Here is a 14,078-nt window from a genome sequence, read left to right on the forward strand (position 1 = left end):
GTATCAAGTAGCAAGTAGCGAGTAGCAAGTAATAGGTATCAAGTAGCAGATAGCAACATAATAAAAGCGTCAGCTAGGAGTCCTGATACCTGTATCTTATGTCTTTATACTTGCATCTTACGTCTAAATAAAAAATAATGAATCAATATAAAGCAGTCAATTGGAACACGCCTGAAAATGAATATGTTGGCATGTTTTGGGAGCAAAATATAAGGCAATTTTGGATCGATACGGAATATATTCCCTCGAAAGATATCGATGTGTGGAAGAAGCTCACCCCCGAAATGCAGGAAACCTATAAAAAAGCGCTTGGAGGTTTAACTTTGTTGGATACCTTGCAAAGCCATACAGGGATGCCGAAGATATTGGATCATATCGATGGACTGCAGAGTAAGGCTGTTTTGTCTTATATGTGTATGATGGAGGCGATCCATGCGAAATCTTATTCGACGATCTTCACTACAGTAGCGAGTACACCGGAAATCAATGAATTATTTGAGTGGGTGCAAGACAATAAGTATCTCCAGTTTAAGGCTGCTACCATTGATCAATATTACCGATCATTAGATAAGAAAAAGGTAAGTAACGAGGAATTGTATATGTCACTTGCCGCTTCTGTTTTGCTTGAATCGTTTTTGTTCTATAGTGGCTTTTTTATCCCACTATGGTTAGCGGGGCAGGGACAAATGGTGGCAAGTGCGGATATTATTAAAAAGATTGTTGCGGATGAATCCATTCACGGTGTTTTTGTAGGGCTTTTGGCACAAGACATCTTCCGAAAATTATCGAATCAGGAAGAAGTAAAGAAAAAGGTTGTCGACTTATTGATGTTGCTCTACGAGAATGAGTTAAAATATACCGAAGAGATTTACACCGATGTCGGCCTTACTGCTGAGGTAAAAGAATATGTACGCTATAATGCCAACAAAGCGTTAATGAACTTAGGTTTTGAAGAGCTTTTTGAAGTGAAGGAAGTCAATCCAATTGTGTTGAACGGATTGAACTTGGAAACAACGCAGCACGATTTCTTTTCAAAAAAATCTACAAATTACGAAAAGGCTACGCAGATCAGCCACCTGCACGATGAAGATTTTGCGCCGGATTTAACTTTACCTGTTTAGAGAATTGGAGGGAGTAGTTACTATTCCCAACTAACCGGTCTCTATTAACTATGGAAAAACCGAATGGCAAAACATTTGTTATAAGATAAAAAATAAACATCATGGCACATAGAGAATATCTTTTAACAGAGAGTGATTGCACGAATATTGAATTTTCCGAGCGTGTGATATCGATAGGAACGGGTACTTATATGATTTATAAAGGCGTTCGTGAACTTTTTAAGAGACCGTTGTTAGCTCTTGGTCAGGTAGCGATCGGCAGTGCATTATTATACCGAGGCGCAACAGGTACATGTGACGTGAAGCGATTGATCGAAAGGGAATATGAACATCCCGAAAAAGCAGAGTTTGTTTAAAGAAAATTTTATAACGAAAGCAAAGGCCCTATCTGTGTCTATCAGCAGGGCCTTTATTATTTTGCACACACCTCGCTGCTACAGCAGGTTTCTTTTTTGAATGATGGATCCTTTATTTCAGAAGCGTCATGAGCTCGTTTTGATCAGGTTTTTACTTTTTACTTTTGAATTTTTACTTTTGAATTTAATTATTACATACTAACGCCGGCTTTTGGCGTGAGTGGCTCGGGAAGTGGGGATTCTCCTAATATTTCCTTTAAATCAATCTCGATATTTTTGGCAATGGTGGTCATGGGTGTATCATTGGGCTGCCCTTCAAAGGGATCCTGTATTTGAATTGCGATTTGCTCAATGATTAAAAAGATAAAAGAGATAATGATGGCTAGAATAAGGGTAGCGTAACCTAGCTCTTTAACCATAGCAAAGGGTATCAAACAAGCAAAAGTGTGCACCAACAACCACGAAAAATAACCGTAAGGTACAGGAAAGGGGGTGTTTTTTATCCTCTCTGCTTTTCCTAACTCGTCGGTCAAATTTTGCAGAATGGTTTCCAACTGGACGAGTAAGTAAGTATTAAGCCTTCCCGACTCATTCAGTTCAGTTAGTTGTTTTAGATTCATCATTAAAAGCGTATTCGGCACATGTCTTTTGCTCTTGATCGTGTCATAATCTTCGGGTGATAACAATCGATTTAAATGTTCCGCACCACCTTGCCTCCTTAGGTGTTTACCCATGGATTCGACAAAACCAATTTGTCTATAAATCAATGTGCGCGCAATATCGGTATTTTCCTTACCTAAAAAGCCCACCACTTCACGGGCAAAGGTTCGGGAGTTGTTGACGACAGCCCCCCAGATGATTCTTGCTTCCCACCACCTTTTATACGCAGCGTCGACACGGAAACCCATCAGAATCGAAAGGGCAGTACCCATGATGGCTATTTCAGTTTCCGGAATGGCGATTCGCCATCCGAATTCTATATAGCCAATGCATACAATAATTGATAACAATAAGTAAATAATGATCCATTTAGCAATAAGCCGAAACATATGGGCGGCTCGGATGTTGGTTTCTACAATCATATATTATGTATAAATACTATGCGCTTTGAAGGTGTGGCCATATCGAATAGGGTAACACTGGAAACGGACTATTGTTTTTTAGGCGTCGCAGTTTCTTGCTAAGATAATAAATGAAAATAAGTAGGGTAATTGGGATAGAAAAACCTTCGTTTAATACAAATACCCCATTATGCGCTAAATAGATTGCCGTAGAAAATTAGCGTGTGAAATTAGGCTAATAAAAAAAATTTATATTAGGTTTGTACTGATATAAAAAATTTATGATTCAGTTTCTGAAAGATAGTACCTTTGCCGTAAATGACGTCATCAACCGGTCGTGGGATGTGTTAAGAAAACACTATTTCTCTATTGCCGGACTTTGTTTACTGCTTTTTTTAACTTCCAATGCCTCCGGAATCTTGGCTTTCTACTTTCGCGATGTTAGTCGCGTATTGAGCTCGTTTATGGCATTTGTTTTTGTGGTATTGTATTTCGGTATCCAACTTACATTATTCAAGTATATCTTTCATGTAGTGGACGATGCAAGGGAACATGTTTCATTACAGGATACGATTCCAACAACAAAAGAAATTAGCTATTTTTTTATCGCGATGATAAGCTTAGTGGCAATGATATTGATCGCTTTCGCCATATTAGCGGTTATTATACTGCCGGTTATTTATATTTTTAATAGTACGGAACATGCGGTCGATTTATTTACAATCTTATCTGTAATCTTTCTTATCAGCTTTATGATGCGGGTTGCTTTTTACCCCTTTTTTATTATCGACCGCCACGAACGTCCGTTTAAGGCTATTCGCCTAAGTTTTGCCATTACGCGGGGTAATTTCCTGAAATTATTGCTTCTATTAACTTTTTTAACCATTTTGCATTTGTTGTCGATTTATTTCAACTATCGGTCGTATCCCATGTTGTCGGCAGCTTTGAGTTTAGTGAACTCCTTTTTAGTTGTTCCGCTTTCCAGTGTTGCTATCGCTTTGGCGTATCGGCAGATGATGAGAGAATACAAAGGGGAAGACGACCCAACGTTTATTAAAAATATTATTTGATTGGAATCAACCGTTAACTGAAAGTATGGGATTAAAAGCTGCTCTAAGTAAGCCTTTCGCTGCACTTGTGACTAAGAAAATTGATCGATGGAAATATCAAGCGGCGACCGTACAAGAAAAAGTTCGGGAGCAATTGGTATCGGCAGCGAAGAACACGACATTCGGAAGAGACCATCATTTTTCAACGATTCATTCATACGAAGATTTTAAAGAACAGGTGCCTGTTCGGGATTACGAAGGTTTACGACCCTATATAGAACGGGTGGTGGCGGGAGAGTCTGCCGTATTGTGGCCGGGGAAACCACTGTATTTGGCAAAAACCTCAGGAACTACCTCTGGAACAAAGTATATTCCACTTACACGTGAGTCGATGCCGGAACACATAACAGCGGCCCGAAATGCCTTGCTAACTTATATCCATGAAACAGGAAATACATCGTTTGTTGATGGAAAAATGATCTTTCTTCAGGGAAGTCCGGAGTTGAAAGAAAAGAACGGTATAAAAATCGGACGTCTTTCGGGCATTGTTGCCAATTATGTACCTACCTATCTTCAAAAGAATAGATTACCCACTTACGAAACTAACTGTATAGATGATTGGGAAACAAAAGTGGATGCAATTGTTGATGAAACGTTAAAGCAGGACATGCGGTTGATCTCGGGCATTCCACCCTGGGTTCAAATGTATTTCGAACGAATTTCCGATAAAACAGGAGGAAAGAAAATTAAGGATGTATTTCCAAACTACAGCCTTTTCGTATATGGAGGGGTTAATTTCGAGCCCTACCGCGCCCGATTGGAGGACATGGTAGGTAAAGGTATCGACTCTATTGAAACCTATCCCGCTTCTGAGGGGTTTATTGCCTACCAAGACTCTCAAACAGAAAAAGGTTTATTGCTCCTTTGTAATGCCGGAATTTTTTACGAATTTATCCCTGTGGAAGAAATCTTCCATGAAAAACCGACACGGCTTAGTCTTGGACAAGTCAAGTTAAATGAGAACTATGCCTTGATATTAAGCACGAATGCAGGCTTATGGGCTTACAATATAGGGGACACAGTAAAATTTGTTTCATTGAATCCTTATCGTATTGTCGTTACCGGGCGTATCAAACATTTTATTTCAGCCTTTGGAGAGCACGTGATTGGCGAGGAGGTTGAGTTTGCACTCATGCAGGTAGCCAAAGAAGAAGGCGTTGAAATCATCGAGTTTACGGTCGCTCCGCAGGTGAATCCACCGGCAGGTGAATTACCTTATCATGAGTGGTTCATCGAATTTGGAAAGCCACCGGTTGATATGGAGCGCTTTAGATTAAAGGTAGATCAGGCATTACAGCAAAAGAACACCTATTATTTCGATCTTATTGAGGGAAAGGTTTTGCAACCACTGGTCATTAGGACCATGAAAAAAAATACTTTTGTAGACTACATGCGATCTTTGGGGAAATTGGGTGGACAAAATAAACTGCCTCGTTTGGCAAACGACCGATCGATAGCGGAAAAAATAGAAGGCTATATTGTCTGATACAAATAATAATAACGCACAAAATGTAACATTTGGTTTCTTCAGAGAAGCTTGTAATTTAATAACAGATCCCTGATTTAAGGGAAGCAAATTACTTACAGATGAAAAGAATAGCAATATTGGGTGCGACGGGAAGTATAGGAACGCAAGCTTTGGAAGTAGCTCGGGAGCATTCGAGTCTTGTTAAAATAGAAGTACTTACTGCTGCAAACAATGCTGAATTGCTGATCAAGCAGGCACTGGAGTTCCTGCCAAAAACAGTCGTAATAACAGAAGAAAGCAAATACCAGCACGTTAAGGAAGCATTATCTGCAACAACAATTGAGGTGTTGACAGGTTGTGATGCGTTAAACGATGTGGTGAAAGGCGCTTCTATAGACATGGTTTTAACGGCTTTAGTTGGGTTTGCCGGTTTAGAACCAACTGTGTCGGCAATTCAAGCAGGAAAAGACGTCGCATTAGCCAATAAGGAGACATTGGTTGTTGCGGGGGAGCACATTATGTCATTGGCCAATCAATATGGAACCAAAATATTGCCTGTAGATTCGGAACACTCAGCTATTTTTCAATGTTTATCCGGTGAGTCACTTGATTCAGTTGAAAAAATCTATCTGACTGCATCCGGTGGCCCATTTAGAGGAAAAGATCGAAGCTTTTTAGCCCATATTACAAAACGGGAAGCACTGAAACATCCAAATTGGATAATGGGGCAGAAAATAACGATTGATTCTGCATCCCTAATGAATAAAGGTCTGGAAGTGATTGAAGCCAAATGGCTGTTCAATCTTTCTATCGAGCAGATTGAGGTTATTGTCCATCCCCAATCCATCATACACTCTCTCGTACAGTTTAACGATGGATCATTGAAAGCGCAATTGGGATTACCGGATATGAAGTTGCCGATTCAATATGCGCTTTTACATCCTGGCCGGCCCACCAATTCTTTTCAGCGATTTGATTTTATGGACTATCCGCAGTTGAGTTTTGAGAAACCGGATTTAGAAACTTTCGCAAATCTTCGACTTGCCTACCATGCAATTCAACAGGGGGGTAATATGCCATGTATTCTAAATGCTGCCAATGAAGTGGCTGTGGCAGCATTTTTGAGCGACGAAATTGGATTTTTGGAAATGAGTGCGATTATTGAAGAGACGATGACACTAATACCTTTTATTCTTTCTCCGTCCTTAGTAGACTATATAAGCATAGATAGGGAAGCCCGTAAAATTGCGAGTGATTTAGTAACAAAAAAGAAAAAAGTATATCAAATAGAAAAATAAAGAATGAGTGGATTAGTTATGGCGGGCCAACTATTGCTTGGCTTGTCAATTTTGATTGTTTTACATGAGCTGGGGCATTTTTTAGCGGCCCGAGCTTTCGGAATAAAGGTTGAAAAATTTTATCTATTTTTTGATGCTTGGGGCGTTAAACTTTTTAAGTTCAATTATAAGGGTTGCGAGTATGGTATAGGTTGGTTGCCTTTGGGTGGTTATGTGAAAATTGCCGGAATGATCGATGAATCGATGGATACGGAACAACTTAAAGGTGAGCCGCAACCTTGGGAATTCCGATCCAAACCGGCGTGGCAGCGACTTATTGTCATGCTGGCAGGTATTATTGTCAATATCATCTTAGGCATTTTCATTTTCTGGATGTTAACGCTTCGTTATGGGGAGACTTTCATCCCAAATGATAAACTGACAGATGGTTTGGCGCCCGGTATTATCGGAAAGCAAGTAGGCTTAAAAGCAGGAGATTTAATTACGGCAATTGATGGAGAAAAGGTCGTGCGATTTGAAGATGTTAGGAGCCCAAAGGTGTTGTTAGGTAATACCAAATTATCGATATTAAGAGATGGACAGACAGTTGACCTTATTGTTCCCGGCGATATCTTAAATGAAGTTTCAGATTTAGGTATAGACGAATTTGTTATACCTCGGTTTAGAGTCACGCATATCGAAAGTTTGCAAAAAGGTGGAACCGCCGAAAAAGCAGGGTTGAAACCGGGCGATAGTCTAATCGCTATCAATAATCAGCCGATCGTGTTTTGGGATCAGATGTCAGACGCCTTATTGGCAAACAAAAATAAAGAAACCAGTATAGTGTTTTGGAGAGCTGGTAAAATTGATACAGTGCAGGCAACGATAGATCCGGAAGGTAAGTTGGGTATTGCCGCGGGTCGTGATATTAGTCGGATCCCGCAAGAGCAGATTAAATACGGATTTTTAGAAGCACTGCCGATTGGTGCCGGTAAAGCATGGGGGTCTTTGACAGACAATGCAAAAGCTTTGGGCAAGGTGGTAACGGGGCAGGTGAAAGCGAATAAGGCCCTATCCGGGCCCGTTGGTATTGCCCGCATGTTTGGCGGAGAGGTGGATTGGGTGAAATTCTGGAGTTTGGTGGGCTTGCTATCGATGGCCCTGGCCTTAATGAATATTTTACCAATTCCAGCTTTGGATGGTGGCCATGCTTTATTCTTAATCGTAGAGATGATTAAGGGTAAGCCGCTAAGTGATAAATTCATGGAGCGAGCGCAAATTGTAGGATTCGTAATTATCGTTGCCTTAATGATTTTTGCGTTAGGAAACGATATTATGAAGGCAATGGGGGATAAACTTCCTTGATAATCTGAACGATACATAAATTTTTAAAATTTATTTGGTGATTGTTCTATTTAGCAATATATTTGCATCCCGTTCACGAGGGAATGCCCAGGTGGCGGAATTGGTAGACGCGCTAGTCTCAAACACTAGTGGGAAACCGTGCCGGTTCGATCCCGGCCCTGGGTACTAAAACCGAAAGGCAGCAAAATAAAAATTTGCTGCCTTTTTCAAATCCACTTTAAAAAGCTTTAAAAGGGCTTTTTTCCTATCCACGGTTTAATTAATCAAAGGGTTGATGTCAGAATTTTTCCAACATTTTGACAACACACTTTATGGATCAAAATTTAACCGTCTCCACAATGTTTAGTTTTAATACGAGACTCTACGTTAACAAACAACGGATCTCTGCAGATGGCTCGGTATCGCTCTATCTGATGGTTTACATAAGTAGGCCTGGTATCCATGAAAAGCATCCGTTTCCTTTAATGATCCGATGGCCATTGCATAAAATAGATTTAAAGGCAAATAGGCTTAAATCTCGTTTTAAGGATGATCCGGACGTCAACGATTATAATTTGATGATCCTCTCGGAAATGAATAAGCATAATGAGGCAGCCAAGCGTTTTCGCTTAACTGGAAAAGTAATCAATATGGACGCCTTTCGGCGCGAAATGCGCGTCATTGATTATAGTAAGAATTTAGTTGGCTATATGCTTTATATGAGAAAGGAGAGGTTTGTTGCTAAAGAAATTGAGGAACAGACTTACAAAAACCACGGAAGTACAGTCGAAAGTATTGTACAATTCGGCATGAAATGTGGCCTGTCTTCAAATTTCGATCAGGTAAGCCTAAAATGGATGAATCGTTATAAGCGGTTCCTCCTGGACGAAGGGCTTAAGGTTTTGACTATATGGACTAGGATAAGGGATGTAAAGTCGTATCTTAATTTAGCAGCAAAGGAAAAGACCATTTATGTCGATCAGGAGGCTGCGGACTTTTCAAATCCGGAGCCTGAGACGGAAACGGTCTATTTAGATCACGACGAATTAAAGCGGTTCATGCAGATCTATGATCCAGGATCTTTCTCGGAAATAGAAATTAATGTTTGGAAGGGATTTCTATTTACATGCTTCACTAGCCTCCGAATTAGTGACTTGTATCGGGCAGGTGCGGATTGGTTATACTTGGATGACTTCTTGTTGTTTACGCCTAAAAAGAACGGAAAGAGAAATCCCAAGTATTTGCAGATACCTTTGGTGCCCATAGCAAAGCAGCTCATCGATTTAACTACGGAAAAATTCTTTGAGTTACCAAGCGAGCAGGAGTACAACAGAACGCTCAAGGATTTAGCGAAACGTGCCGGTATTAAAAAGAACCTCACAAGCCATGTCGGCAGACATACTTTTGGCTTTCTTTATATGGAGCAAACAAATGATATATATGGTTTGAAAAAAATCTTGGGACATAAGAAGCTTGAAACAACTATGCGATATGCGCACATTAGTAAACAGTACAAACTAAGACAAGCAATGAAGATACAAAGCGGTCTTGACGAACGATTGCAGCGAGCGGTAAACGGGCCTTTAAAGAGATCTCAAACTATTCTGTCTATTAGAAATTGATTTTTCCGTTCCAACGTTCCAAAGCGGCTTTAAGTGATGCTAAGCACGGATCGCGACAAATACCGCTTTGGAATCGTTGGAAAACTTACCAGTCGTCAGCAGTGTTTTCAGCTAAAGCTGCCTTAAGCGACTCTGATAGGTTTTTAATATTCTTATCAATATTTTCTCGATGTTGGATCTGTGCATCTTTCATCATTACTATCGTTTCCTCAATGCCTTTTTTCCCGATAAGTGTTACACTTTTAAGATATGCTATCTGTTCATCAATCATTTCCTGAGTCACCTCTTTAGCTAGATCTTCTGCAGCTGCTTTGATTTCTCTACCCTGTAACCGGCTTTCCGTGTGCATGTCGGTAAAGTTGTATCTGTAGCGCCCGTCTTTAAAATCTAAAAACAGAGTAAAATGCATTTGTATATCGACTGGTGTGGCGATTTTTTTGTATTTAGATATAAATGTGTAAGTAGTTATACCTTTTGCGACAATATGACCTCCTTCTTTATCTTCCGACTGAACCACGTCTTGTGCAGAATTAAAAGTCCTAGCTAGCCAAATTTTTGCCCTTGAATATAATTCGTCTTTTGTGGCAGTTTGCTGAACAATCTCGGAGTACGAAATTTTTCCCGTTTTTTCATCAAGTGGTAAGACTTGCGATTTACTTATAAGTGGTAGTAACAGGATAGTGAATAAATATTTTTTCATATTTCATTATTTTGGAAGAACTAATATAACTATTCGATTTGAATAGTCTTCAACGCATGCTCAATATTTAATTCTAACAACAAGTCGGCAAGCTTCGGAACCTCTCGATCCATTACAGGATTTAACCAGGGCTTTCCGCGTCGCTTAGTAAAGTTTGTACCCAGTTTATTAAGAGATTCTATTGCCGTTCTTTTCCGTTGCCCCGATGAGGTCACCCAACTTGTTCCTTTGGCTCCTCCTACACCGGCCCCTGCTCCTTTGTGAACAAACACGAGATGTCGAGCAAACTTAAAGTTAATTTGATCGATTTCTCCAAAACTGGATTTGTAACCCACTTTTAGACTTTCCAAGCCGTCTCCACTTCTGTTCTTGCCTCTAATGATTGAAATATATCTACTCTTAACGCTTTGCAGGGTAACTTTACCCCAATTACGTATTAACGCGTTTTGTTCCATATCATGAATTTACACGGTTTTGAATTTTAACTATTTTATCATTTTGGAGCTGCAGATCTGACCAGGGGAGATTTACCTTTTTATCTTGTGCCTGTTCAGTGGCGTTTATAAGTTGTGTCATTAAGGCAGTAAGAACTTCCATTCCCGGTACGGTTACACTGGACGGCCCGTTAGGTGGAGCGTTATACCCTCCTTGTTCAAATCGCCTAATACCCCGATTGGCTTCCATCATAGCTACGAAGTCGGCTATTACAGGATCTTTCAGCTGCTCGCTACTGATAATGTATTCAGGTTTGTAACCTTCTCCCGCAATAAATGGTCTGCCCGATGAGGAATTTGTAAAAATGGTAGGACGTCGTACCCACCCGACAGGTTTTCCATTATCCTGGGGAGTGTTGGAATAACCTCCATCCTCAAACTGTCCAAGCGTTTGAGTCGCAATGGTTGCAAGCGATACACCGGCTCGAATTTTTGCTGCTAAAGCAAGTTTTGTAGCAATCGCAACACCAGCAGGCCCTAAGGCCGCGTTCGACGCGTAATATCCGGCTATCTCCTGTTGAAGTTTAATTATTACACTCGCTGCGGCAGCTGCCTTTTCACCTAATAAGAAAAGCATCGCTATCTGCTTATTTTCTTTAAATAGCTCTCGCAACAATCCAAAGGAAGCCTCGTAAGCACTTGTTGTAGCTTCTCTTAATGAGGTTTCTGCCTGTTGAGTTTTTGTAGCGATATCAAGTCGCTGCCTAGCCAATCGTTCATTTTCGGCTATAGCGTTATCCGTTACTTGCTTTTCAATGTTCGCTTTTTCGTCAGCAATACGACGAGCCTCTTCTAACTCAAGATCCCCAAGCTCTTCCATCGCCTCGAGCATGGCCCAACGGGCCACGAGATTTTCTTGCTGCTTTTCGAAGTCACTTGCTTCCTGCTCCTGCTTCAATACTTGACGGGCAACATCTTTTTCTTGCTCAGATGCGTTCATCTGATCGATTGCATCTAGCTTTTGCTTATAAAGAGCAGCGTCTGCAGCAGCCTGTTCTTGTTGTTGTGATTCTAAGTCTTTACGCATCTGCTCCCGTTGCTTGGAAGCTCCTTCTTTTAATATTTCTAACACGCGATTCTGCCTTGCTCTGCCGAAAGCTTCGGTTATTTGAGTTTGTGCCTCTTCGTTGCCCTTGGCTAAATCCATTAATCGCTTATATTCTGCTTCCATCTGCACTAACTTGGAATCGGCACCATCCTCGCTTTTATCTGCTTTTGTTTGGAAGCGGCTAAGGCTGTTATCAATTTGCTCCTGGAGAGACGCCTCCTTTTTTGCCGCTGCCTTTGCTGCCCGCTCTGCTGCTTTTTGAGCCTTTAACTGTTCTTTTGTTAATCCCGGAGTAACGCCATTGTTGTCAACGGGGATATCCGCAGGCTTTGTAGTTTCGGGGGCATCGTTGAGCCCTTCTAAACCTGATTCAAGCTCCTTAATCCTCGCTTGGTTTGCCATTTTTCTATTCAAAAGGTTTAAATATTTCCAATTGGCAAAAGCATTTAGAGGATTCGTTAGTGATCTATCAGATATATTTTCACCTAAATCCTGGTCTATTTTTATATTCTCTTCCTCAAGCTTGGTTATTTGATTTTCGTACGCTCGCATCTTTGCTCTGTTAAGGATCGCTTTAGTTTGCTTTTCTATCGCTCTAGTGGCTTTTCCTGCTAAAAGTTCCTCGTCACTATAATCTTTTAGGACATCTGGCATTATCTGTCTCAAATCAGCAACTGCCTTCAATCGTTGTTCGCGAGACTTTTTCTCATTTAGCATAGCTTTTTGCGCTCTTTCTATTGCTAATCGCTCTGCAATAGTGGTTCTTTCAGCTTCTGCCATTACATCATTGTAATCCTTCATAGCTTGCGCTGCAGGCGAAAGTCGGCCGGAAAATAAAATTAACGCTGCTGTTAGAGCTGTAACGCCCGCTACAACGAGCCCGATCGGATTAGCCGCCATTGATAAATTCAAAAGATTCCAAGCCTGCCTAGCTTTTACAAGGTTTCCGCTTAGAAGAGCTTTTGCGCCTGCAAGAGCAATAGTAGATATTCTTGCTAAGGTCATGGCCTTCTCGCCGATAACAATTGTTAATGTAAACCCTTTGGTTGCAAGATCTGCAATCAAAACAGCCGCTCTGTAAGATCCTATGGCCACTGTAGCAGTTAAAACCACTTTGGCTAAATTCACAATGGTGTCGAAGTTTCTTTCGAGCGCTCCAACAAAGGAGGTTATGATCATCACCCCTTTGATCAGTAAATCATTAAATGTGAAATTAGTAGTGAAGTCCGTAAACTTCTTTTTTAGTTTATCAATTCTTGCTGCTAGGGTGTTGTTCTTTACATCAAATTCTGCTGTAACACTGTTTCCTAATGCAAAAGACTGATTTGCTAGATCCAAGTTTGTCTTGAAGGTATCGAGATTTGAAGCAAGAACACCTAGTGCCTGTACGGCTTGCTGATTTTCAACGCCAATCAATCCCATTCCATCTGCCAACGACTGTATACCACCGGTGGTGTTCGAAACTTTTCCTAGCACAAGTGTTAAAGCTTCTGCCGCGTCTTTTTTTAGAATCTTACTAAATTCCTGTGTACTTAACCCTGCTATTTTCGCATACTTTGGTACATCGGCGCCCATTTTTACCAAAAATTGGCCTACTGCAGTAGAGCTGCTTTCTATTCCCTGTCCAAATTGATCCATAGTGGCGGCAAGTGCAAAAGTTGCCTGTGCACTTACGTTGGCAGCAGGAGCGATCCCCGCCATTCGTTGTACCCATCGCACCATATTGCCTTCATTAGCCGTACCTGCAGCTCCGAGGTCATTAATTACAGACCCGACTTTTAATAAAGCTTCTTCGATCCCATAGACATCTTTAAGCTTAAAGATGTCTGTTAACTTACCGAGACTGTTAATGGCTTCTTCTGCTCCGCCAAGATCTTCACCCAGCGCCACGGATATTTGATCGGCTGCACGAACAAAAGCAAGTACGTCCTTCTCTGCAGATATGCCAAGTTTCCCTGCTACATAAGCTAAGCCGTTTAATTCTTGCCGGCTTGTCCTGGTGTCTATTTTCTGAAATTCACTATTTAAGCGCCTAACGGCGGTTTCGGTTAGACCGGTCGTCTTCATTACATCGGCAATGGTGTCACTCATTTCAGAGTTCTGAGATATAATATCTCCCATCTTGGAAGAAAGGGCGTCAAATCCAAGAACGCCTGCAGCTAATACGCCAAGCTTTCCGACTTCACTCTTTAACCAGGCGAAACTCTCATTAACTCCCTTGATGTCGTCTTTTATCGATTGAAGTCGCTCGTTTACCGACCTCAACTCCATCGCCTTTTTTCGGAAGGCCTCCGTTCCCGGTGTTAATTTGCCTAGCTCATTGTTAAGCTGCCTAGATTGGTTTTTAAGATCCTTCAAGGATCCTTCTGCTTGCTTGCCGTTTATATAAATATTAACGCCTCTATTTTCGGTTCTAGATGCCATTGTAGGTGGTATTTAAAACCGAAAGTAGAGGCGCTAAAAGCGTAGAGAAACGAC

Annotated in this window: 11 protein-coding genes and 1 tRNA gene; 8 read left to right on the forward strand and 4 right to left on the reverse strand. The window is 41.0% G+C overall.

All coding sequences use genetic code 11. The features are described 5' to 3' along the window. Window positions 1–137: 137 nt before the first annotated feature. Window positions 138–1,121, forward strand: coding sequence for a class 1b ribonucleoside-diphosphate reductase subunit beta (nrdF, locus tag ACH11B_RS15865; protein ID WP_013666181.1), 984 nt, complete (start codon window positions 138–140; stop codon window positions 1,119–1,121). 101 nt (window positions 1,122–1,222) lie between these two features. Further along, window positions 1,223–1,477 carry a DUF2892 domain-containing protein gene (locus ACH11B_RS15870; RefSeq protein ID WP_013666182.1) on the forward strand — a complete coding sequence of 85 codons (255 nt, stop codon included), beginning with the start codon at window positions 1,223–1,225 and terminating at the stop codon, window positions 1,475–1,477. Between the two features lie 191 nt (window positions 1,478–1,668). On the opposite strand, the gene ACH11B_RS15875 is transcribed toward ACH11B_RS15870, so the two are convergent. Continuing rightward, complete coding sequence (locus ACH11B_RS15875; RefSeq protein WP_149105547.1) at window positions 1,669–2,559, reverse strand: bestrophin family protein; 891 nt, start codon at window positions 2,557–2,559, stop codon at window positions 1,669–1,671. Window positions 2,560–2,819: 260 nt separating this feature from the next. On the opposite strand from ACH11B_RS15875, the gene ACH11B_RS15880 reads away from it, so the two are divergent. The 6 genes from ACH11B_RS15880 to ACH11B_RS15905 all read left to right on the forward strand — a co-directional run bounded on the left by ACH11B_RS15880 (window position 2,820) and on the right by ACH11B_RS15905 (window position 9,358). After that, window positions 2,820–3,608, forward strand: coding sequence for a hypothetical protein (locus ACH11B_RS15880; RefSeq protein WP_013666184.1), 789 nt, complete (start codon window positions 2,820–2,822; stop codon window positions 3,606–3,608). A gap of 25 nt (window positions 3,609–3,633) precedes the next feature. Continuing rightward, on the forward strand, window positions 3,634–5,133 hold the full coding sequence (locus ACH11B_RS15885) for a GH3 auxin-responsive promoter family protein (protein WP_377609582.1): 1,500 nt from the start codon (window positions 3,634–3,636) through the stop codon (window positions 5,131–5,133). Between the two features lie 101 nt (window positions 5,134–5,234). After that, window positions 5,235–6,413, forward strand: a complete 1,179-nt coding sequence (locus ACH11B_RS15890; RefSeq protein ID WP_377609580.1) for a 1-deoxy-D-xylulose-5-phosphate reductoisomerase — start codon at window positions 5,235–5,237, stop codon at window positions 6,411–6,413. Window positions 6,414–6,416: 3 nt separating this feature from the next. Further along, window positions 6,417–7,757 carry an RIP metalloprotease RseP gene (gene rseP / locus ACH11B_RS15895; RefSeq protein ID WP_013666187.1) on the forward strand — a complete coding sequence of 447 codons (1,341 nt, stop codon included), beginning with the start codon at window positions 6,417–6,419 and terminating at the stop codon, window positions 7,755–7,757. Window positions 7,758–7,842: 85 nt separating this feature from the next. Next, window positions 7,843–7,922, forward strand: a tRNA-Leu gene (locus ACH11B_RS15900). Window positions 7,923–8,095: 173 nt separating this feature from the next. Continuing rightward, window positions 8,096–9,358: a site-specific integrase gene (locus tag ACH11B_RS15905; RefSeq protein WP_377609577.1), complete on the forward strand. Its 1,263-nt coding sequence runs from the start codon at window positions 8,096–8,098 to the stop codon at window positions 9,356–9,358. Between the two features lie 85 nt (window positions 9,359–9,443). Here ACH11B_RS15905 and ACH11B_RS15910 read toward each other — a convergent pair whose 3' ends face one another. The 3 genes from ACH11B_RS15910 to ACH11B_RS15920 are packed head-to-tail and all read right to left on the reverse strand — an operon-like array spanning window position 9,444 to window position 14,024. Further along, window positions 9,444–10,058 carry a DUF4468 domain-containing protein gene (locus ACH11B_RS15910; RefSeq protein WP_377609575.1) on the reverse strand — a complete coding sequence of 205 codons (615 nt, stop codon included), beginning with the start codon at window positions 10,056–10,058 and terminating at the stop codon, window positions 9,444–9,446. 29 nt (window positions 10,059–10,087) lie between these two features. Beyond that, window positions 10,088–10,513, reverse strand: coding sequence for a hypothetical protein (locus ACH11B_RS15915; RefSeq protein WP_377609573.1), 426 nt, complete (start codon window positions 10,511–10,513; stop codon window positions 10,088–10,090). A gap of 1 nt (window position 10,514) precedes the next feature. Then, entirely contained in the window at window positions 10,515–14,024 is a 3,510-nt protein-coding gene (locus tag ACH11B_RS15920; protein WP_377609571.1) for a phage tail tape measure protein, read from the reverse strand. Window positions 14,025–14,078 lie beyond the last annotated feature (54 nt).

Source organism: Olivibacter sp. EAT-5, from assembly GCF_044784325.1.
Taxonomy (GTDB): domain Bacteria; phylum Bacteroidota; class Bacteroidia; order Sphingobacteriales; family Sphingobacteriaceae; genus Olivibacter; species Olivibacter oleidegradans.